This window comes from Spirosoma arcticum (genome assembly GCF_054779955.1).
On the sequence record NZ_BAAGXG010000006.1, the window covers coordinates 169,048 to 189,954 of the forward strand.

General features: G+C 55.4%; 17 protein-coding genes. 8 read left to right on the top strand and 9 right to left on the bottom strand.

Translation table 11 applies throughout. The features are described from left to right. Nucleotide 1 precedes the first annotated feature (1 nt). Entirely contained in the window at nt 2-361 is a 360-nt protein-coding gene (locus tag ACYVHB_RS15200) for a hypothetical protein (protein ID WP_461052609.1), read from the top strand. A gap of 49 nt (nt 362-410) precedes the next feature. Further along, a complete protein-coding gene (locus ACYVHB_RS15205) occupies nt 411-824 on the top strand; it encodes a hypothetical protein (protein WP_461052610.1) in 414 nt (137 codons plus the stop codon). A gap of 10 nt (nt 825-834) precedes the next feature. Here ACYVHB_RS15205 and ACYVHB_RS15210 read toward each other — a convergent pair whose 3' ends face one another. Together ACYVHB_RS15210 and ACYVHB_RS15215 are read right to left on the bottom strand one after the other, a co-directional pair. Then, entirely contained in the window at nt 835-1,866 is a 1,032-nt protein-coding gene (locus ACYVHB_RS15210; protein WP_461052611.1) for a galactitol-1-phosphate 5-dehydrogenase, read from the bottom strand. Between the two features lie 81 nt (nt 1,867-1,947). Continuing rightward, nucleotides 1,948-3,561 (bottom strand): McrB family protein, encoded by a 1,614-nt coding sequence (locus tag ACYVHB_RS15215; protein WP_461052612.1) that lies wholly within the window; start codon nt 3,559-3,561, stop codon nt 1,948-1,950. Between the two features lie 103 nt (nt 3,562-3,664). Here ACYVHB_RS15215 and ACYVHB_RS15220 point away from each other — a divergent pair, with 103 nt between their 5' ends. Both ACYVHB_RS15220 and ACYVHB_RS15225 read left to right on the top strand, forming a co-directional pair. After that, nucleotides 3,665-4,549 carry a hypothetical protein gene (locus ACYVHB_RS15220; RefSeq protein WP_461052613.1) on the top strand — a complete coding sequence of 295 codons (885 nt, stop codon included), beginning with the start codon at nt 3,665-3,667 and terminating at the stop codon, nt 4,547-4,549. A gap of 161 nt (nt 4,550-4,710) precedes the next feature. Continuing rightward, complete coding sequence (locus tag ACYVHB_RS15225; RefSeq protein WP_461052614.1) at nt 4,711-5,325, top strand: hypothetical protein; 615 nt, start codon at nt 4,711-4,713, stop codon at nt 5,323-5,325. Nucleotides 5,326-5,344: 19 nt separating this feature from the next. Here the strand turns inward: ACYVHB_RS15225 and ACYVHB_RS15230 are convergent, their stop codons facing one another. Beyond that, nucleotides 5,345-5,809, bottom strand: coding sequence for a cupin domain-containing protein (locus ACYVHB_RS15230; RefSeq protein ID WP_461052615.1), 465 nt, complete (start codon nt 5,807-5,809; stop codon nt 5,345-5,347). Nucleotides 5,810-5,852: 43 nt separating this feature from the next. Then, on the bottom strand, nt 5,853-6,743 hold the full coding sequence (locus ACYVHB_RS15235; protein WP_461052616.1) for an NmrA family NAD(P)-binding protein: 891 nt from the start codon (nt 6,741-6,743) through the stop codon (nt 5,853-5,855). Nucleotides 6,744-6,941: 198 nt separating this feature from the next. Here ACYVHB_RS15235 and ACYVHB_RS15240 point away from each other — a divergent pair, with 198 nt between their 5' ends. Then, on the top strand, nt 6,942-7,922 hold the full coding sequence (locus ACYVHB_RS15240; protein WP_461052617.1) for a helix-turn-helix domain-containing protein: 981 nt from the start codon (nt 6,942-6,944) through the stop codon (nt 7,920-7,922). A 10-nt stretch (nt 7,923-7,932) separates the two neighbouring features. On the opposite strand, the gene ACYVHB_RS15245 is transcribed toward ACYVHB_RS15240, so the two are convergent. The 5 genes from ACYVHB_RS15245 to ACYVHB_RS15265 all read right to left on the bottom strand — a co-directional run bounded on the left by ACYVHB_RS15245 (nt 7,933) and on the right by ACYVHB_RS15265 (nt 17,580). After that, nucleotides 7,933-10,059 (bottom strand): pyrroloquinoline quinone-dependent dehydrogenase, encoded by a 2,127-nt coding sequence (locus ACYVHB_RS15245; protein ID WP_461052618.1) that lies wholly within the window; start codon nt 10,057-10,059, stop codon nt 7,933-7,935. A gap of 320 nt (nt 10,060-10,379) precedes the next feature. Continuing rightward, a complete protein-coding gene (gene thrA, locus ACYVHB_RS15250; RefSeq protein ID WP_461052619.1) occupies nt 10,380-12,851 on the bottom strand; it encodes a bifunctional aspartate kinase/homoserine dehydrogenase I in 2,472 nt (823 codons plus the stop codon). 246 nt (nt 12,852-13,097) lie between these two features. Then, nucleotides 13,098-13,919 (bottom strand): SGNH/GDSL hydrolase family protein, encoded by an 822-nt coding sequence (locus ACYVHB_RS15255; protein WP_461052620.1) that lies wholly within the window; start codon nt 13,917-13,919, stop codon nt 13,098-13,100. 217 nt (nt 13,920-14,136) lie between these two features. After that, complete coding sequence (locus tag ACYVHB_RS15260; protein ID WP_461052621.1) at nt 14,137-15,444, bottom strand: MFS transporter; 1,308 nt, start codon at nt 15,442-15,444, stop codon at nt 14,137-14,139. A gap of 129 nt (nt 15,445-15,573) precedes the next feature. Next, a complete protein-coding gene (locus ACYVHB_RS15265) occupies nt 15,574-17,580 on the bottom strand; it encodes a glycoside hydrolase family 97 protein (protein WP_461052622.1) in 2,007 nt (668 codons plus the stop codon). Between the two features lie 296 nt (nt 17,581-17,876). Between ACYVHB_RS15265 and ACYVHB_RS15270 the strand changes: the two genes are divergently transcribed. The 3 genes from ACYVHB_RS15270 (at nt 17,877) to ACYVHB_RS15280 (ending at nt 20,904) form a co-directional block, all read left to right on the top strand. Beyond that, a complete protein-coding gene (locus ACYVHB_RS15270; RefSeq protein WP_461052623.1) occupies nt 17,877-18,596 on the top strand; it encodes a ferritin-like domain-containing protein in 720 nt (239 codons plus the stop codon). Between the two features lie 15 nt (nt 18,597-18,611). Further along, nucleotides 18,612-19,355 (top strand): ferritin-like domain-containing protein, encoded by a 744-nt coding sequence (locus ACYVHB_RS15275; protein WP_461052624.1) that lies wholly within the window; start codon nt 18,612-18,614, stop codon nt 19,353-19,355. Nucleotides 19,356-19,545: 190 nt separating this feature from the next. Beyond that, nucleotides 19,546-20,904, top strand: coding sequence for a neutral/alkaline non-lysosomal ceramidase N-terminal domain-containing protein (locus tag ACYVHB_RS15280; RefSeq protein WP_461052625.1), 1,359 nt, complete (start codon nt 19,546-19,548; stop codon nt 20,902-20,904). Nucleotides 20,905-20,907 lie beyond the last annotated feature (3 nt).

Genomic DNA, 20,907 nt, shown 5'->3' on the forward strand with positions numbered 1-20,907 from the left:
TATGAAAACAACTTTCCTGTTTGTGATATTGACCGCTTCATCTATCGCTTGTCAGAAAGATGAAGACGTTGGCCCCTACGCCGACAGCGTCGTTTGCGGTGTCCGAAATCCTGCCCAACGCATCCCCTGGCTGCGTTCCCGCATTGAGCAGTCGAAGGCCGACATTGTTACGGTGGCAACGTACAAGGGCGAAACGTACATTGACCTGTATGCCTATCATTGGTCGTGCCTAAGTTGCCACGTGTACCGATGCGACGGCAGCTTGGCCAATATCAACCAATTATCGCCCACCGATCAGCAGGAAGTACGCAGTCGTTTGTGGGCGCAGGAGCCGGTGGTTATCTACAAGCGAAATCAGTAGGCCAATACCAACCCAAACTTTTTCGGCACGTTTCAATAGTACTCATGATATGAAAAACATTCTTCTGTTTCTGATAATGTTGGCCTCGTCCATCGCTTGCCAAAAAGATGATAACATCGGACCACCCGAGTTACTATACCAGCGCTGGGATGTGTTTCAGACGAAAAAGATTGGCGATAATGCGTGGATCTCGTATGATACGGATGCTCAGTATGACACAGAATACCGTTCGGATGGTATGTTGCTTTACCGGCGAAACGGGGTGTTAATTCCAGCCAACTGCTGTAAACCGACTCAATTTAGCCTCAACAAGACAACCATTAGCTATAACGATCCTAACCATTGCCCGTTCTCGTTGTGTGCCGGTATTCCTAAGACAAAGGAGACGATTGAACAACTAACTGGTGATTTGCTCGAATTGAATGACGGGACGTACATTACTCAATACCGGTCTGTCAAATAACAAAAAGTATTTACGGCTTTAGCACCACTTTGATCAATCCTTTCTCCCGGTCGTAGAGCCGTTTAAACCAGTCGGCACCCTCGCTCAGCGGCACTTCGGCGCTCAGAATGGCTTCGACGTTGATGCGGCCGGATGAGATCAAACTGAGCGACGCTTCGTACTCACCGTTGATGGCGCAGGAACCCTGTAGCCGCAATTGCCGCGTCACCACCGCCTGTAACGGTATCTCCACCGTTGGCGCCAGATTGCCCACCAGCGTAACGGTTGCGCCCTTCCGGACACAGTCGATGGCGGTTTTGACAGTCGGTCCTGCCCCAACTACCTCGAACGAAACATCCGCTCCGCGCCCGTGCGTAAGCGCCTGCACCTGCGCCGGTACGTTTTCTGACTTAGCATTGATGATGTGCGTGGCTCCCAACTTCTGAGCCAGTGCAAGCCGGTCGTCGTCTAAGTCGATGGCGATGATGGCACCGCATCCAGCAAGTTTCAGCGCCTGAATCACGAACAGCCCAATCATGCCCGCGCCAACGACCACCGCCGAATCATTAACCTGAATGGGTGTCAGACTCACCGCGTGCAGCGCCACGGCCACCGGCTCCACCAGCGCGGCCTGTGTGAAGGTGACGTTGTCGGGAATGGCGTAGAGAATGTGTTGCGGAATGGCCACGAACTCGGCAAAGGCACCCTGTCGTTTGAAATCGGGCGTGGAGACACCCACCACCTCGCGGCCATCGCTAAGGTTGTACATTCCACGTCGGCTGTACCAGTCGTCGAGCGCGTACACTGTTGAGTCGAATGTAACGCGGTCGCCGGTGGCCCAGTTGCGCACGTCGGCCCCAACTTCGGCGATGATACCGCTGGCCTCGTGACCCATCGTAATGGGCGGAATGCGCCGACCGCTACTGCCGTCCATGCCGTGAACGTCGGAGCCGCAGATGCCCACGGCCTGCACCCGAACCAGCACCTCGTTGGGCCGGATGGTTGGTTTGGCTACGTCCTGTAGCTCAAAATGGTTGTATTCGGTGAGAACGAGTGCTTTCATGGTTCGTATCCTGGACGGCCACGTCCGGGCGGAATGCTATTTACGCCCGGACGTGGCCGTCCAGGATACCATATCACCAGGTTACTTCTGATAAATCCTCACAAACGCGTCGACTGGTACCTGCTCATAGTCGCCCCGTTGCAGGTTGGGGTTTATTTCGTACGTAACGACCTCATCCATCGAGTCGGGCGTTTCACCGAACAACGAGTTAGAAACGGAAACGGTGTACTTCTTTTTGGTCCAGATCAGGCGCTGATTAGGGTCTTTACCCCAGGCTGGATTGTCACCCAGTATTAACTGAATTTTGGTCCAATCGGTAAAGAAATACTCCTGTAAGAGCGGAATAATCCGGTCCCGAAAAGCGCAGCAGAGATCAGCGTGGCTTTGCACAGTGGTCAGGTAAGCGTGGCCAATCTGGTGGTCGCGGTCGAGCAGGTACTCAATGCGCTCATTGATCGTCCGCAGCAACTGGGGCAGATCGACACCGGCCACGACGGACAGCACGGATGGGTCGGGCAGCATTTCGCGGAACGAAAACCGCCGTCGCAGGGCAATATCCAGCAGCGCAATCGACCGGTCGGTGGTGTTCATCGTGCCCACGACGTAGAGGTTTATGGGTACGCCGAAACGCTCCTGAGAGTAGGGGAGGGTGAGCCAAAGTTCGTGTTCGGCACCAAGCCGTTTGTCGGTTTCGAGCAGCGTAATCAGGTCGCCAAACACGCTGGCGACGTTGGCGCGGTTTACCTCGTCGATGAGCAAATAGTACGCCGGGGCTTTCTGGAGCTTTCGGGCGCGGTTGTCGGCTGTGTCGTGCAAACAGTCGGCCAGCGTTCCGTAGCCCGCCTGCTGAACGGCCGACACGCAGGCCTGATGGAAAATGCCCTTGCGAACGCGGTAACTTACCTGCCCGCCAACGACTTCCGGCCGAATGCCTTCCACGAATTCCTCGTAGCTGTAAGCCGGGTGAAACGTGATCAGGCTGGCCCGGTCGGACGGCCCCCCGGAAGGCGCATTTTGATTATGCAGATACGGCTGTAAAGCAAACGTTTTGCCCGTACCCGGTGGCCCAAACAGGATAAGGTTATGGGGTTGGTCGGGCCGTTCAGGAGCGGCTTCATAGTCGGCCTCCGGTTCTTCCACGGCGTAGCCATTTAGTGTACGCTCGGCTAAGGTGGGATCGTCGGCGAGCCGGAGCAGGTCGCTCAAAAATGCTTCGTCTTCGGCGGCCTGGTAAATGTCGGCGTTGTGGCGGGCTGAGTGCGGTCCCCGTTTGGCGGTTTCGGCGAGTTCGGGCAGGCAGTCTTCCCAGCATTTACGGATAACCGGGTGGTGGAGCAAGTGCGCGTCGGAGTGCCCGATGACTACCGAAACGTAATCTGATTTGTCAGTTAAGGGGACAAACTCGATTTCGCGGATGCCGTTCAGTTGATCCTGACAGCTTTTCTTAATGGTGAGCCAATACTCAACCTCACTGCGATTAGGTTTCGTAAGGCGCAGTGCCAGAAAGAAATTAATGTTGGCCGTAATTGATTTCTGGTCTTTCCGAGCCGTAAACGCCAGCCGGGCGTCGCCGTTGGGCAGGTTAATGATGTCGATGAGTTCTTTCAGCAGGCTAAAGAACCGCCGGACGGCTTCGGGGTGCCCGATGTCGCGAATGCGGTCGATGAGGAGTTGCTGGTGAGTATCCGTTAGCACAATAAGATAAAAATAGATGGGACGAAACTACGAAAATTTGGCGTTACGCTGTGCTTTAGTCTACACCTTCGGTGTACATTTACTGGTTGTGATTCAACTGCGTATGAAACCCAGATCGCTATTAATTCACCTGTCCGTGCCCGTGCTGCTGATGGGCATCTTCGCCTGTAAACGCCAGCCCGACCCGATGCCTGCCGCTTGCCGACTGATTAGTGTGACCGATCAGATCCTGGATGGTAACGGTCGGCTGACCGACGAGATGCAGCGCACGTTTACGTACGATAAGACCCTGCTGACGTCCGTTGCTGAGCGCTCCACGAATCAGGAGTCGGTTTTTTCGGTTGAGCGGGCCGACCAGCGCGTGGTACGGGCAACCGGCGTACCGGCAACGAGCGGAACAATGGCCGTGACCTTTGGCTATCCGTCGGCAACAACGCCACCCAACAGCGCTACGTTTAGCCGGGGCGGCAGCGTGGCGTCGACGTTCGCCCTGGAATATAATCCGGCCGGGCGCATGAGCCGCATCGTGGAGAACCGGGCCGTGCTGCCCGCCAACTCACGGACCATCGAGCGGGCTTACACGTTTACCTACGACAATGCCGGAAACCTCATAACCGAACGCGTCCGGTCCACGCTCGTCGGTGGCGCGGTGGTGGAACAGGAAACGGAGTACACCGTGGCCACGAAACCGTCGCCCTACGTGCATTTCTCCGAGCGGACCTTGCTTACGGTATTGGCCTTGAGCCAGGCAGTCGAAACCAGACCGGGCCGTTTCTGGCACCTCAACGCGCCCACTGCCCACAAATCGTACTTCCTGACCAGCAGCGGCAGCCGGGGTAACCTCAGTGAGTCGTCAACGTTTGTGGCGACCTACGATGCCGATAGTAAGCTGATGAGTCAGGAGCAAAACGCGCTATTGTATCAGTTGAGCGTTCCCGATCCAATTACGAAAAAGAACCGGCAGGCGTTTGTGTATCAGTGCGATTGACGGCGCGGTTACCTGCTACGGCCCGCTTCGCCTGCCTGACATCGTTTTCGATTTTCGTTCGATTTTGATACATTAGGCTCCGATTCGACCGAGTCATGAGGTCAGCGGCAGCAAACGTGGGCGTTGACCAGCATGAATGTCCGGCGAATGCAGTAACCCTAATGACGACTCCAACTCAACCAAACACCAGTACCAGCTTATCCTTAACCGATTCCACGGGGCGCCAGTTGCTCCAGTCAACCCTATCCGACTATGTGACCTTTCTGCGTCGGCAACCAGCGGTGTGTGGTACGGCCGAGCAACAGGAAGCCCTCATTCAGCATGTCGCCCAGGGACAGGAGCTGATAAAACTCGTTGCGGCTGAGCGGCTCAAGATCACCCGCGAACTGGACCACGAAAAACACGAGTGGATGGAGGTGGAAAAACAGATGACGGCCCCGATTGTAGCCGCTATGCAACCCCTGAAGGAAGCAGTTGAACATTATAACCGCGAACTGATGCGGGTGCGTGAGCATCACCTGAGCGAAGCCGCCGAACGGGCATCCCTCGCCATCCATTCCGACGAAACCAACTGGCTCACGCCTGAAATCGCTGCGTTGGCCAAACCCAAAGGTGTGCAGTTGAAGTGGACGTTTGAGATTGTCGACCGCAATCAGGTGCCTAATGGATACTGGATTATTGACGAGGGCGCCATCAAGGCCGACATTGCCAGAGGGGTGCGGGAGATACCCGGTGTACGGATTTACGAGGAGGCTATCACGACGTTTCGCCGGTAATTGGCGTAATTTCCAGTTCCTAAACGATATGCATGCCGATCTCCTTAAAAAGCGTCATCATCTGCGGCTGGTTTATAGCCATATCCAATCCTTTCGGGGGTAGTGTAAACGCTTCGGCAGGCAGGCCCCCGGCCATGATGACCTGCTCGAAGCCCGCCGGTGTGTACAGATTCAGCAGTGTTGCCGTCTCACTGTCGACCCGGAAGCTGTGGACTGTACCCCTGGGAATCCAGACGAATGACCCTTGCTTGGCCACAATTTGCTCGCCACCCGCGATGTAGGTAATCTGCCCTTCGTTGACAAAAAAACCTTCATCCTGATCGTGGTAATGGGGACCGGGGCCAGAGCCTTCGGGACATAACTGCCACATCATGGAAAAGGCGCCGTTCGTGGTAGCTCGTTCCGCTAATACCACCCAGAGGATGTCAACCATCCAGTAGGGCTGGCCTTGTTGGTAATTGAGTTCAAATGGTTTGTTTGGCATACTACGGATGATAGGGATTACCCTTTTTCGGGTTGAAGGTTTTTTATTGGCGGGATGCCAGCACGTCGTGGGCATTGGTCCAGGTTAAGTCCGGATAACGCGCGTTATCCAACGGGTTGTTCTGAACGTTGAACATGCTGTAGATGTACTGGCTCTGTTGCCAGCTCGAATAGAGTTGCTGTTCGCCTTCCGGATGAGCCGCCCGTTCGCGCTGAATATAGGCTAACAAGTCTGCCCGGCTGCCAAGCCGGGTCACGTCGAACGGGGTTCCACTGACCTGCCCGGCTACGGCAGCCAATTCGTTGGGACTAATCTGGAAGCTGGCCGTGCGTAAGAATCGGGGCGTAGTGGAGTCAAAGGCTGCGGCTGCGGTGAAGGCGGCCGTGTCGTCCATCGTCGTGAAATCAATGCGCCAGTCGGCATCATCCCAATAGCCCACCTGCTTCGTTTTAAAATTCAATAAGGGCATGTCGTAAGTCAACAGGTCGGCAAAGGCTCCGTTCAGAATGGAGGTGGCCTGAATGGGGGCTTTTTCGAGGTACGCTTTGAATTCCCGGCGCAAATCGAAATTGCGGTTCTCGCCCGCCGTGAGTTTGGTAAAGTCGCTGGAAAAGTCGGACGCAATGAAGCGGGGTACGCCAGCCGCCACGGCCGCATCCAGCACAACAGACTGGGTGTCGACAATAACGTCGCGCAGACCCTGCACCGCCGACACAACGACGGTGGCTCCGTCAAAAGCTGGGGCTAATTCCTGGGCATCCGTCATCTCAGACTGGATAACCGTTACCCCTTTTTGCCTAAGCTCGTCGAGTTTAGCGGGGTCGCTGCTGGGACGGACTACCGCGACTACATCAGCGCCTTTAGTTAACAGGGCCGTGACGATTCGTCCGCCCAGATTGCCGGTAGCACCGACCATTACAATGGGATTTTTCATTTTCTCTGTGTTTGTGCTGAATCACGTTGTGTAAAGAGTTCACTTTCGGAGCGGCTTTCGCTATGTCAATTGAACAGGACAAAGGTCCTCCCATAAATAAGATTAAAATAGTTCGGATGAGGGCTAAAATAGTCCTATCGGCCAAAGTAGACTATCCAGTACGTAGCTCTTTTACTACTGATTTACCCGGTGATTTTTATGGTGTTTGACTTCGCTCCCAGTGAACAGTTCAATTTTTTAGCCGCTTTTGCCCAACGAATTGGTGCTTCCCTGCAAGACAACACACTCACCCTGCCTCACTCGTTGGGCGTTGGGTCGGTTAAACGAGTCCGGCTGGCACCGGATTTCTCGCTGCTGATTCATCAGTATGTTCTGACCGAAGAACTAATCTTGAAACGAACGGCGGCCGGCAACACGGCGGATCGGGTTAATGTGCTGTTTCAACTTCACGCGGGGCCGGAAGAGCAAGCTCGCTTCGACAAGGCTGCACCCACCAACCGGCGAGCCGAGTACACGATTCGCATTACTTCGCCTGACATCAATTCTGAGCTTCACTTTCCTGCCAACCGCGCCCTATTTTTTACGGTGCTTAGCATGGCCCGGCCCGCTCTTCGCAACCTGCTCAGGCTCAACAAAATGAACAATGTCGTTGAGCAAATTCTGGTTGGCAAGCAAGGGTTTTTGTTCTATGAAACGATGAGCGCGGACGCGCAGAAAATTCTGAAGACACTCGCTGCCGTGGATACGCAACCCGAATTGGGCGAACTCCGCATCTGGATTCAGGTGCAAGAGCTACTTTGCTGGTTGTTCGACCGTTTGCTGGCGCGGGAACTGGTAAAACACCGACCCATTCATCGCCTGGATGCCGATCAATTAGGCCGGGTCAGGGCAGCGGTTGTCGCAGACTTAAGTGTGCCTCCCCAACTGCCTGAACTGGCCAAAGTAGCGGGTATGAGCATCTCCAAACTGACGGACCTGTACAAGCAGGTATTTGGCGATAGCATTTATGACTATTTTCAGAAAGCGCGAATGGAGGAAGCGGGCTATTTATTAAGGCAGGCAGGCTATTCCGTATCCGAAACCGGCCACCGATTAGGGTTCAGCAATTTAAGTCATTTTAGCCGGTTGTTTGAAAAGCACTATGGCATTACCCCCAAACGGTACACAACGGATCGGTAAGCCGCTGACGCTACCGGGCCAGCGCGTAAGCCACGTACCGGTCGCCCGATTTTGATTTTAGTTTGCCGCCCCCGCAGGCGATGACGATGTACTGCTTTCCGCCCACGGCATAGGTGGTTGGCGAGGCATAACCAGCGGTGGGCAAGGCGGTTTGCCAGAGGGTTTTACCCGTTTTTTTGTCGATGGCCCGCAACTGCCCGTCTTTGCTGGCGGCAATGAACAGCAGCCCACTACCCGTTACCAGCGGTCCACCGTAGTTGTCGGTGCCGGTGGGTGCAATGCCGTTGGCCGTCAGTTCGGGGTATTCGCCCAGCGGCACCTGCCAGCGGTGCTCACCGGTGTTGAGGTCGATAGCCGTCAGCGTACCCCAGGGGGGCGCACTCACTGGGTATCCTTTGCTGTCGTACCAGCGGTTATAACCCGTATGCTGGTAGGGTAACCCGCCCTTTTTAGCGCTGATGGCCTGTGTCTGGGCCGGGGTGGTTTTATTCTGGAGAAATTCGACAATGGCGTTGCGCTCGGCATTGGGCAGGTGCGCAAACGACGGCATCATCCCCCGTCCTTTCGCCAGCACCTGATGAATAGCCAGCGTCGACAGCCGGGCCTCTACACCCAGCAACGACGGGTAAGAACCATCATGGTTGCCCTGCCGGTCGGCCCCGTGGCAGGCTTTGCAATTCAAGGCGTATAAGTTGGCACCCGTCACCGCAGCCTTGCCCGCCGTTGGTTGCTCGCTGGGAATTAGGGTCGAATAACATGGGTTTTGCTTGGCTGGAATGTAAATCGTCCCATCGGGGTCGGTAGCGGCCCCGCCCCATTGCGCCCCGCCATCGGTGCCGGGGAAGAAAATAGTCATGGCCGAGTTGAGCGGAATGTAGGCGCTGCCGGTGCGGGCTTTTCGCAGGGTGGCCACGATCTCTTTCCTGTTGCTGGCCCACGGGTTGATGTCTTTTTCGGTAAATGTCTGCTGGGTAAACGGGGCCGGTTTCAATGGAATGGGCTGCGTCCGGCTGGGCTGTTCACCCGCTACGCCATCGGTCGGAAACGCCCGCTCGACCACCGGAAACAGCGGCTTGCCCGTTACCCGGTCAAAGATAAACACGTGCCCCTGCTTCGTAATCTGGGCCACCGCATCAATCTTTTTGTCGGCTTGGGTAACCGTCAGCAGGTTGGGCGGAGCGGGCGGGTCGCGGTCCCAGATGTCGTGGTGCACGAACTGAAAATGCCAGAGCCGTTTACCGGTGGCCGCATCCAGCGCGATCAGGCAGTTGGCGTAGAGATTGTCGCCTTTGCGGTTGCCGCCGTAAAAGTCAAAGGCGGCCGAGCCGGTGGGGATGTAGACAATGCCGCGCCCCCGGTCAATGGCCATGCCCGCCCAGGCATTGGCTCCCCCCAACCGTTCGCGCGGGTTGGCCGGTGACCAGGTCGCGTAGCCGGGTTCGCCGGGTTGGGGGATGGTATGAAACGTCCAAACCTTCCGGCCTGTCCGTACGTCGTAGGCCCGAATGTCGCCCAGCAGGGCCGTTTCGCCTTCCGAGACCCTCGCGCCCACAATAAGCAGGTTTTTGTAGATGGTGTTGGGTGTGTTGGCCCGCACGTACTGATCGGCACCGGGCCGGGTAATGCCGTCCAGCAGATTGATGCGGCCGTTCTGACCAAACTCGTTGATTACTTCGCCCGTCGTCGCGTTGAGCGCATATAATCCGTTGCCCGCACCAAAAAAAATGCGGCTTTCTGTGCCATCAGTCCAGTGCGTTACGCCCCGGCTGGTGGTACCGTCAGTATCGGGCAGGTTGGTTTTCCAGCGTTCTTTCCCCGTGGCGGCATCGACCGCAAACGCCTGTGTGTTCGCCGAAACGCCGTACAGAACTCCGCCAATGACGATTGGATTGCATTGCATTTGGGTACTATTGCGAACCGTATCGGCCCCGCCCGACGCGTAGGTCCACGCCACCTTGAGCTGCTGTATATTATTGGCCGTGATCTGGTTGAGGGGCGAGTAATGACTGCGCCCGCCATCGCCATTGTACTCCGCCCAATCGGTATTAGGGAGGGGCTCCCGAACCATCAGGCCCACCGATACCAGCAGGGCTAATGCTCCAAAAATAAATTGTTGAAATGGCGTTGTGTTACGCATTCAGACTTGAAAGTTTTTACTGTAACATGACAGATGTCGTTGCCGCATTCCACGCACTCAGCGTTAACACTGTCGATGGGTTTAACTCCCGTCACAACACGTAAACGGTAATCCCTTTAGTTTCTCCCGTGCTAGATAGGTAAAAGTATCGGTGGCATAAAACGTCCGCTTTGCCCCGGTAATGTCAGGTTGCGTCATGAACGAAGGCACGATGCCCGTTGTGGTTTACCCGCACCCCCGTCGATGTCGCTCAATATCCTATTACTGAGCTTAGTTCAGGTTGACTAACGAAGATAACGCGACAGACTCGGCCGCGCAATTTATGCCAAATAACTACCGATGCTGACCACGTCGGCGAATACGCCCGAGGCCGTTACTTCGGCACCCGCGCCGGGGCCTTTTACCACCAATGGCCGGTCTTTGTAGCGCTCGGTGGTGAACGAGACGATGTTGTCGGCACCCGTCAGTTGGTAGAAGGGATGCTCTGCATTCACCGACCGCAGTTCGACTACGGCTTTGTTGTTTTCAAAACTGGCCACGAACCGGAGCTTTTCGCCTTTCGCTTCGGCGTTGGTGAGCAGCGTTTCAAAGTAGGCGTTGTTGCGGGTCAGCTCCTCGAAAAAGGCGGGTATCGTGGGAGCCGACAGGCACGATTCGGGCAGCAGCCTGTTGATGGTGACGTCCTCGGGTTCGAGCGGGAAACCAGCTTCGCGGGCCAGGATCAGGATTTTTCGGGCTACGTCCTGTCCGCTCAGGTCATCGCGCGGGTCAGGCTCGGTGTAGCCTTTTTCTTTGGCTTCGCGCACTACATCGGCGAAGGATGAACCGGGTCGGAAGGTGTTGAAAATGAACGATAACGTACCCGACAGAATCGCTTCAATTTTCAGGAACCGGTCGCCCGACGTCATCAGGCCCTGCACGGTGTTAATGATCGGTAAACCCGCCCCGACGTTGGTTTCGTAGAGAAACTTGACGCCCCGGTTCAGGGCTGTGCGCTGGAGCCGCCGGTACTCGCTGTATGGCCCGGAGTTGGCCACTTTGTTCGGCGTTACCACGGCGATGTTGGCATCTAACAGTGACTCGTAGAACTGAACGATCTCCTTGTCCGACGTGCAGTCGATGAATACCGAGTTAGGCAGGTTATACTCTTTTATTTTCTCCACAAAAGCGGGTAGCGACGTCGTAACGCCCCCCGTCAGCAGCCGCTCGTGCCAAGTGTCGAGCGTAATGCCCCGTGGTTCGAGCAGCATTTTTCGGGTGTTGCTCATGCCCACGACGCAGATCTTCAGCAGCTTTTCGGTACGCAAAAATTCGTTCTGATCGAAAATCTGTTTCAGCAGCGTTTTGCCAATCAGCCCCGTCCCAACCAAGTACAGATTCAGCACTCGTGCTTCGGACTGGAAAAAAATATTATGCAGGGCATTGAGGGCTTTGGAGAGGTTGTTTTTGTTGATGACCACCGAGATGTTAATCTCCGACGATCCTTGCGCTACGGCCACGATGTTGACCCCATTTTTGCCCAATACCGAAAACAGCTTACCGGCAATACCCGAACTTTTACGCATTCCTTCGCCCACCGTGGCAATCACCGACAGATCCCGCTCGATGGCGATGTTGTCAATGTGACCGTGGGCAATTTCGGTAGCGAACTCGGCATCCAGAACAGCTTTCACGTTCTCGGCCCCGCGCGGGTCGATGGCAAAGCAGATGGAGTGTTCCGACGACGCCTGCGAGATCAGAATAACGCTGATTTTATGAGCCGCCAGCACGCCGAATAACTTAGCTGAAACGCCCGCCACGCCAATCATGCCGGAACCCTGCACGTTCACAAGCGCGATGTCGTCGATGCTCGAAATACCCGTGATCGTGTATTGCCGCCGTTCGGCCGTGCGGCTGACGAGCGTACCCTCGTGCACCGGGTTGAAGGTGTTCAGCACCCGAATCGGAATGTTGCGGGCAAAGGCGGGCTGCAAACTCGGCGGGTAAATAACTTTGGCCCCGAAATGGCTCAACTCCATCGCTTCGGCGTAGGTGATGGTTGGAATGTTGAAGGCGTTAGGCACCTTGCGCGGGTCGGCGGTCATCATCCCATCAACGTCGGTCCAGATGTCGATAATCTGGGCGTTCAGGGCCGCGCCGATGATGCTGGCTGTGTAGTCGGAGCCGCCCCGGCCGAGGGTGGTGGTCTCGTTCTTTTCGGTTGAGCCGATGAAACCCGTAATCAACTGCACGGGCGTACCCGGCAAGCCCGCCACTTTGTCGAAATGCGCTTTTACCAGTTCGTTCGTCAGGGCGTAGTTGACTGCCGCCTGCCCAAACTGAGCATCCGTTTTGATGACCGTGCGGGCATCCAGAAACTGAGCGGTAATGCCCGCGCTTTTTACACATTCGGCGATAATGGTGGTCGACAGGCGTTCGCCGAAACTGGTGATGAGGTCGTGGGTGCGGAGCGTCAGTTCACGAATCAGTGAGACGCCCCGCAGCAGGTCTTCGAGTTCGTTGATAATGCCCCGCACGTGGGCCACGACTTTTCCCTGCTCTTTGACGGGAATCAGGGCCTTAACGACGTTGAAATGGCGGTCTTCAATGCGCCGGACCAGTTCCATATAATCCGTCTCGCCAGTGATCGCCATGCGCCCGATTTCGATCAGTTGGTTGGTGACGCCCCCCATCGCCGAGAGGACCACGGCTATTTCATCGCCATTCTGCCGGTGATTTTCAAGGATAGCAATGACTTGTTTGATACTCTCGACCGAGCCAACCGACGTACCACCAAACTTAAGAATGTGCATGAAAGGGGAAATGTAAAATGAATAATGGGTAGTGAAGAATGAATAATGAAGCCCATTGTACATTATTCATTCTTCATTGTGCATTAACAGGAACAGGAAGGTGTTGATGAAGGAACCAGGGGAAGCAAAGATAAGACAAAACGACTGTCGGGCCGATGCGTTCGCCGTTTCAACCCAGCAAAAACGGGGTCTGCTACGTTGAGCAGACCCCGTTTTTGCTGGGTTGGACAGTCGTACTGGTCTTGTTCAGGTGAGCATCGGCATCGTCGCTTGCTCAACCGAACGGATAAGGCCCTGTTGCTGGCATTGGCTAAGCACCGCTTCGGCTAATTGCGCGTGGCCCAGGCTGTTGAGGTGACACCCATCCGGTAGCAGCACCGACTCGTGCGGGTGCAGTGCGGCAAATGAATCGACAAACGCTATCTCCGCCCGTTCGGTTTGGTGCCGAAGTTCGTCCCGTACTAACCGACGCAACTGACACACGAACGGATCGCGGCCGGGCATGGGTGATACGAAAACCACCCGATTTCGGACGGGCTCTAGCTGAGGCAGCACGTCGGCCATTACTTGGGTAATGTAGTTGAGCCGCGTTACCCAGCCGCGTTGGTGCGCCTGCCTGATAACCGCTTGTTTGATCCCGTTGCGAAGGTTGTCAGCCCAGCGGTTGGCTGGCGGCTGACTGTCGACCCGTTCATTGCCGACCTGCCGCAGGTTTTGGTGAAACACGTGAACCGCTGCGGGTTTCGCCTGCTGATCAATCACTAGGGTATGACCAGCTTCGGCATCGGCTGGTTCGAGGGTGGCAACCGGCTCAAACAACTGCTGAAATCGGGTATGGAGCAACTCGAAGTGGGCCGGTTGCAGCAGAATCAGATCATACTCGGGAAGCTGGTCGGCAAGTCGGTGGAGCAGGGGCTTCAACCGGCCCAGTTTGAGCGGTGCATAGTAGTCGATGGTGGCGTCGGTATGGTCCTGAGCCAGTCTCAAGGCAACCTGTCGCACAAAACCGTGTTCAAAACTGACGCCGAAGCCATAGGTATGGCATCCGCCAATAGCTAAAAGTTTCATTCGATGAGCGTTTAATAGTTAGATGAGGAAATCAGTAAAATCTGCCCAATCGATGCGTAACCGGAACGTAGGCCGGTTCACGTACATCGACCTGGCAGCCACAAAAGAACGATCAGGTAGATACCTGTCAGATTAAATGTCGTGAAAATTTAGTGTGTGGATAACAAGAGGTACGTGAAAGGCTACGTTTCGTGCTGTTAGTTACCTATCCAGAAATTTAGGCTCTATCTTCAACCGGTGGCGCTTGGTCCGGTTGCCCGCTCTCCTGATTATTGTCAGGCTGATCAGCTTCGATTCGGTCGCTGTATTCTCTGGCTTCGTCGGGCAGGCGCATGGCCCACCACACGATGGCTACGGAGCTAATGGCGCAGAAGATGAATGGAGCAATCATGCTCACGCCCGACAGCAAACTGTTGACTAAGGCCGTGGCAAAACTGGCCAGCCCGCCCAATGCCTGAATGTTACCAAACATTTCGCCCTGACCACCGCCCTCCTTGGTTACCACCGAGAGGATACCCCCAAGCAGACCACCGATGAGCGAAACGGTAATGGCGTCGACTCCAGCCACAATATAAAGCAGCGTTACAGATGATTCGGAAAACATGTAGCCGATCTGTAAGCAAATGCTGAGCAGGGTAATCCCGATTACGACTTTGCGCTTATTGACGTGCGTAACGATGTACCGGAAGAAGATCAAGTTGGCCAGACTGGCTATTGTTCCAAAATACAGGAAAAAATAAGCGACGTCCAGCGGTCCCATGTTCAGGTCGCTCTGCGTTAGGAACGCCACAAAAAAAGCGTAATAACCGAAACCAAGCGTGGCCAGCATGTTTAGAATAAACAGCGGCTTAATACCTGGTATCTCCCTGTCCGACTCGGATAGCTGCTTCCAGAGGGTTATCACTTTCAGCGCGTTGAGGGCTTTATCCCTTAGTTCGTTGAACTCGATTTTCTCTTTGGGCTTATCATTCGTTTCGGTAAAAAGCAGCGCCAGGCCAACGTTGATGACGCCCAGCCCGATTAACAAAATGACCGTTGGCAGCGGATCAATCCGGGCTTCGTTGGAAACAATCAGCAGCACCGCCGTAATCATAGGGCCAAGGACGGCCCCGCCCCCAACCATGAAACTTAGTATGCCCGACTGCTTAATCAATTCCTCACCCTCGGTAATGTCGGCGACTGACGAACGCATGACGGCGTAAAGACCATTGGTGCCCCCCTTCGACACGCGGTTGGCCACGTAGCCCCACGCCTGAACCGGCAACAACAAAAACGAGGAGAGCAGCGACGCAATGGCCGCACCAATCGCTACGGGCCGACGGCCAACTTTGTCGGACCAGTGACCAATGGCGGGCGAGAGGGCCAACTGAATGCCCAGCATGAGGGCCGTGCCTCCCGTGAGCCAGATTGGTTTAGCTGGTAGATTGACAACATAATTGGTGAGCAGTGCGCCTAACCCATTAGCAGCAATAACATCAATGAAAACAATGGCAAAAATTAAAAGCAGGCGTCGGTCCTTCGTCATAACGTTGGTACGTGATGCCGCAACTACGCAGGCACCTACCTATTACGTGCTGACTAAGCAAAATGATTGATTAGGTTGGCGGTATTTCTGTTTAATTGACTGTGTGGGTCGTTTTGTTTTCCCACCGCTTCAGCGTTGGGAAACCGGTCGCAGTCGCATCACCTGCCCGCCCCCCGCTGCCAGTTTAAGCGTCAGCACGTCGGTTCGGGTCACGGTGCGCGTCTGCTGAGTCAGGTGGTTGGGATTCTGGTCCACGTCGGGTGCGTCGGCGTAGAGGTCGGCGGTGTATTGGCCTTCGGGCAGGAAATCTAACTTGAGTGCAATATCCCGCACCGATGAATCGGTGATGCTGCCCACGAACCAGTCTGTTCCCTTACGCCGGGCGATGGTTATAAACTGACCGACCTCAGCAGCTGGCACACGGGTTTCGTCCCAGGTGGTGGGCACCTGAGTCAGGAAATCGAAGCCCGGCTGCCCTTTATAGGCATCGGGGTAGTCGGCGACAATGTGCAGGTAGCTCTCCAAAACAACGTACATGGCTAACTGGTGGCAGCGCGTCCCGTGCATGAGCGGCCGCGTGTACTGAACCCTGAACTTGTCCTTAGGCACCGCCCGGAAGCCGCCAAGGTGCATGTCGGTAGGTCCGGCCAGCATCCGCGTAAATGGAAACGAAATATCGTGTTCGGGCGTGTCGAGGCCATTCCATTTGTTGGTTTCGTAGTTGAGCGTTCCCTCGCGGGTGAACTCATTGGGGTAGGTACGGTGGCGGCCGGTGGGTTTATAGGCCCCATGAAACTGAATGTGCAGCTTATGCCGGGCCGCCGAGCGCAGAATTTCGTTCTGAATGTTGACCATCTCCTGATCGTCGCGGTCCATAAAATCGACCATCAGGCCGCTCATACCCCATTTCTCATATTGTGCAAACGCTTCTTCCAGCTTCGGATACAGCGCCGACCAGTAGACCCACGCCCGGATGCCCACGCCCCGCTGCCGACCGTAGTCGCAAATCTGCTGCATGTCCAGACCCGGAATAGGCTTCATCACGTTGGCATTTGGTCCCGGCACGTAGTTGACGCCATCGCTGACGTACCACTCGTGACCGCCGTATTCTACCACTGAATGGTATTCGATGTAGTTATCGGCGCAGAAGTCGATGTAATATTTGTTGGTCTCGAAATTGTTGCCGGGCGCAAATGTCGTGTCGGGCGTTACGTTGCCATTCCACCACGGGAAGGTCGTTTTGCCGGGTTTTATCCACGACGTATCGGCGATCTGGTTCGGCTCGTTCAGACTCGTGATAATGTTCGACTCGATGAGCGTTCCGGCGCGGTCGCCAATGAGCAGCACCCGCCAGGGCGTTTGGTGGGGCAGCGTGGCCTTTACTTTAACGCCCCGCTGATTCGGCAGCGGAGACAGTTGACTCGTCAGTAGCGGTTCGGCCGATGTTCCGGCGGCTGGTGTGCGGGTGCTGTCGGACTTCTTGCTCAGGTACATCCCCGCGTAATCGACCAGCGCGGCTTCGGTAATGGCGAGGTAGGTTTTGTCCGGAAACTCGAACAGTGCGGGCATGTCCATCAGGGTGTCGTTGCGGATGGAATCGAGTGGAATCGTTGTGTACTGACCTTCGTGCGAGGTGGTGAAATTGGGCAGGAACAGGGCGCGTACCGTCGGGTTCTGGGTAAGCCGGAAAGTGGTGTTCTCGTCGGTCAGCACGTAGCTCGTCCAGTTCACCTGCTTCGGAAACTCGTAACGAAACGCCACACCATCGTCAAACACCCGCACGGCCAGGTTAATTTGCCGTTTCGCACCGGTCCGTTCCACCAGCGGAATAACGGCTTCCCGGCACTGGTTTCGCGCTGTTCTGACTTTCCCGACAATTAAGTCATATGTCTCATCGATGGTCCGCGTCACCGGCTTTTGCTGAGTAAGATTCGGGCCGAAGGTTCCGCCTGACTGAAATACTAAACTTAACGGTGAAGCATCAATCAATACTGTTTTGTCGAAGGTAACGCGGTAAGTTGGGGCGGCTTTGGTGAGTGTAAACGCAAAAACAATCCGGCCATTGGGCGACGCTACCCGGATGGGCCGGTTCACGCGCTGCGCTAATGCGAGTGCCGTGGTGCTAAGCGTAATCATGAAAAGTAGTGCAATTCGCTTCATCTGGCTGGTAAACGGGTAGTTTAATTTTTTTAGATAAATATTAGTAACCAAACATCCGTGGTTCAGTCAAAAGGTTCGCTGTAGCTGCTTTTACCGTTTTGTTGCAATAGGTGACTATGTTGTCAGGCAGTGGAGTGGAATTGTCCCGACTGATTCGGTTAATTTTTCGACTTGCATAAAAAAAGAAATCCAGACCAAACTCATTTCCGTACATGGTGCAGGTCGTCTGATTAAAACAGCGGGCAAACTACTACACAATACTGAATTCTGATATGAGCAAACAACAGCAATCATCGGGCCTGACAACGCTGCCTGGTGGAATGGAGCCGGTTATGGAAGGACGTCGGCTATTCCTGCGGTATGCAGGAGCTTTTGTGGCCGGTGGTGCCCTGATGGCTTCCTGCAAGAACGCGGAGGAAAATCCAACCACTGTTCCCTTAACTGTCGATTTAGGCACCGGCGATATTGGCATCCTGAACTACGCCTACGCGCTGGAACAATTGGAAGCCGCTTTTTACACGCAGGTTGTTGCTACCCCCTATAGCGGTATGCCAGCGGCTGAGTTGGCCATTCTGACCGACATTCGTGACCATGAGATCATTCACCGCGAGTTTTTCAAAGCGGCCCTTGGTACGATGGCGATTGGTGGACTAACGCCGGATTTCAGTAAAGTGACGTTTACCGACCGGGCCAGTGTGCTGGGTACGGCCAAAGCGTTTGAGGACCTGGGCGTGTCGGCTTATAACGGAGCGGGTAACCTGATCAAGAGTGCTGATTATTTGCTGTTAGCTGGAAAGATTGTGTCGGTCGAAGCGCGTCACGCAGCCGTCATCCGCGACTTGCTGAACCCTAAATCGGCTGACTTTGCGGGCGACGACGTGGTGACACCGGCCAACGGATTGGACGTAGTCAACAAGCCGGCTGCCGTGCTGCCTATCGCGCAGACGTTCGTGAAAACGCCGATCTCCGGGGCCAATCTTCCAACCGTATAAACCTGACAACGCATTATGAATCTGTTTAAGATAATTTCTGACATTGAAAAAGTCGATCCCGAAGCGGGCGAGCGTTACAGCTTTTATTCGCGCCGGAGTCTGCTTAATAAAATAGGGGTCAATTTAGCGGCTGCCGGAATACCGGCATTGGTGGCTTCTACGCTCAATAAAGCATACGCTCAGGCGGCTGCTCCGTCGGCGGCTGCGGTTGCTGTGTTGCAATACGCACTGACGCTCGAATACTTAGAGGATGAGTTCTACCGGCTTGGTCTGGCCGCTGCTGGCCTAATTCCGGCGGCCGACCGTACCATCATGACCCAAATCGGCAAGCATGAAGCGGCTCACGTGGCGCTGCTGAGAGGTGCGCTGGGAACCAGTGCTCAGGCGAAACCGACGTTTAAGTTGCCGGCCGGTGCCCTCACCAATTACCAGACATTTTTGGGACTGGCGCAGGCACTCGAAGACACGGGTGTGGCAGCTTACAAAGGTCAGGCGGGTGCGCTCATTAATGACAAAGGCATTTTACAGGTGGCTTTGCAAATCCACTCTGTTGAAGCCCGTCACGCGGCTGAAATACGGCGGCTGCTGGGGCTGAAGGGATGGGTGTCTAACCCAATGCAGACGACGTTCACCCAGGGAGGAGTCAATCTAAAGACCCTGCCAAACGTGACCGGCATTGGCGACAACGCATTCCGCGAGGCATTTGATGAGCCACTGACAATGGCTCAGGTGCTGGCCATTGCGGCACCGTTTTTATAGAAGAACAGCCATCGGATGGCTTAACGTCATCCGATGACTCATATAGTCAATCGTTAGTTTGAGGAGCCGGGCAACCGGCAGAAGACCAAAAAGCGCCGGGAAATTTTCTTGGCGCTTTTTTGTTTGCTTTTGATCCGGCCATTTTTTCGTTGATTGCGGCTCAATACACCCCTCCTGGCATGTGTGCCGTATGAAAGTCGTTCGTATTTTCGGAAAAGTCCTGCTCGGGCTTATCCTTTTTATTGCCTTGTTCCTATCTGTTAGCCTCGCTCCGGTCGATGATACGCCGTACCGTCAGATGCCGTATTACAAGGAGACGAAGCAGCGGCTGGCGCAACTGCCCGCACCAGCACCCGCGAAGGGAATGATCCGGGCGGGGTGGTCAAAAGCCAACATTACTCCGCCTTACACCACGCCCACCGGTGGCTACGGTGCACGGCGCGGTAAGCACTGGCGCATTGTCAGCGACTCGATTTTTGCGCGGGCCATCGTCCTCGACAATGGTGGCACGCGCGTCGCCATCGTGGGTCTGGATTTGCTTATCACGCCCCCTACGGTGACTGAAGCGCTCAAAAAAAGATTGCCCGAAGTGGGACTGCGCTGGGAAAACGTGTACACGGGCGCCATTCACTCGCACAACAGCGTGGGTGGCTGGGCACCGGGCTTGGTGGGTCAATTGATTGCGGGGGAGTACGACGAGAAAATCGTGACGCGCATCACCGACGGTGTGCTGACCGCCATCCGCAACGCTCAGGCCGACATGGCTCCGGTGCAGGTTGGTTACGGCCAAACGGACGCGTCCGACCATATTACCAACCGCATCGCCCGTTCTGGTCCGACGCAACCGCTCGACGGACAGATTCGGCTGCTGAAGCTCAAAAAAAACACGGGTGAGTCGGCGTTACTGTGCACATTTGCGGGTCACGCCACGCTGTTTAACGGCGACAACGGCGGCTACCTCAGCCGCGACTATCCAGGGTCGCTGGTGGATCGGTTAGAGAAAAAATCGGCCGATTTTGCCCTGTTCATGGCGGGTGCGGTGGGTAGTACGGGACCACGGGCGCGGGGCACCACCGATTTTCAGGAGATTCGCAACTACGCCGGAGATCTGGCCCTGCGCATCGAACGCACCCTACCCCAAATTCAGACCCGCCCCGACAGTGCGTTGACTATACTGACGCTGCCGCTGGGTCTGCGCGAGCCGCACCCTCGCGTAATTGGCAACTGGCGGGTGCGGCCGTGGCTGTTCCACGCCATCTACGGTGACTATCCATCAGACCTGAAAGCACTGCGCATCGGCAAGACGGTATTGCTGGGAACGCCTTGCGATTTCTCCGGCGAGTTCATGGCTGATTTCCTGCCGCTGGCTGCGCAAATAGGCATTAACCTGATGATTACCAGCTTCAACGGTGGCTACATCGGCTACGTCACCCCCGACCGTTATTATGAGCGGGCCACCTACGAAACCCGCGACATGAACTGGTTCGGACCGTATAACGGCGCGTATTTCGAGGAGATGATGATGGGATTGCTGGAGAAGATAAATTGACGA

Excerpts from the sequence above, each read along its gene's own strand:
- ACYVHB_RS15245 (WP_461052618.1), bottom strand. The coding sequence starts at position 10,059 with ATGCGTAACACAACGCCATTTCAACAATTTATTTTTGGAGCATTAGCC.
- ACYVHB_RS15225 (WP_461052614.1), top strand. The coding sequence starts at position 4,711 with ATGACGACTCCAACTCAACCAAACACCAGTACCAGCTTATCCTTAACC.
- ACYVHB_RS15230 (WP_461052615.1), bottom strand. The coding sequence starts at position 5,809 with ATGCCAAACAAACCATTTGAACTCAATTACCAACAAGGCCAGCCCTAC.
- thrA (WP_461052619.1), bottom strand. The coding sequence starts at position 12,851 with ATGCACATTCTTAAGTTTGGTGGTACGTCGGTTGGCTCGGTCGAGAGT.
- ACYVHB_RS15265 (WP_461052622.1), bottom strand. The coding sequence starts at position 17,580 with ATGATTACGCTTAGCACCACGGCACTCGCATTAGCGCAGCGCGTGAAC.
- ACYVHB_RS15205 (WP_461052610.1), top strand. The coding sequence starts at position 411 with ATGAAAAACATTCTTCTGTTTCTGATAATGTTGGCCTCGTCCATCGCT.
- ACYVHB_RS15275 (WP_461052624.1), top strand. The coding sequence starts at position 18,612 with ATGAATCTGTTTAAGATAATTTCTGACATTGAAAAAGTCGATCCCGAA.
- ACYVHB_RS15260 (WP_461052621.1), bottom strand. The coding sequence starts at position 15,444 with ATGACGAAGGACCGACGCCTGCTTTTAATTTTTGCCATTGTTTTCATT.
- ACYVHB_RS15240 (WP_461052617.1), top strand. The coding sequence starts at position 6,942 with ATGGTGTTTGACTTCGCTCCCAGTGAACAGTTCAATTTTTTAGCCGCT.
- ACYVHB_RS15270 (WP_461052623.1), top strand. The coding sequence starts at position 17,877 with ATGAGCAAACAACAGCAATCATCGGGCCTGACAACGCTGCCTGGTGGA.
- ACYVHB_RS15280 (WP_461052625.1), top strand. The coding sequence starts at position 19,546 with ATGAAAGTCGTTCGTATTTTCGGAAAAGTCCTGCTCGGGCTTATCCTT.
- ACYVHB_RS15255 (WP_461052620.1), bottom strand. The coding sequence starts at position 13,919 with ATGAAACTTTTAGCTATTGGCGGATGCCATACCTATGGCTTCGGCGTC.
- ACYVHB_RS15235 (WP_461052616.1), bottom strand. The coding sequence starts at position 6,743 with ATGAAAAATCCCATTGTAATGGTCGGTGCTACCGGCAATCTGGGCGGA.
- ACYVHB_RS15220 (WP_461052613.1), top strand. The coding sequence starts at position 3,665 with ATGAAACCCAGATCGCTATTAATTCACCTGTCCGTGCCCGTGCTGCTG.
- ACYVHB_RS15200 (WP_461052609.1), top strand. The coding sequence starts at position 2 with ATGAAAACAACTTTCCTGTTTGTGATATTGACCGCTTCATCTATCGCT.
- ACYVHB_RS15210 (WP_461052611.1), bottom strand. The coding sequence starts at position 1,866 with ATGAAAGCACTCGTTCTCACCGAATACAACCATTTTGAGCTACAGGAC.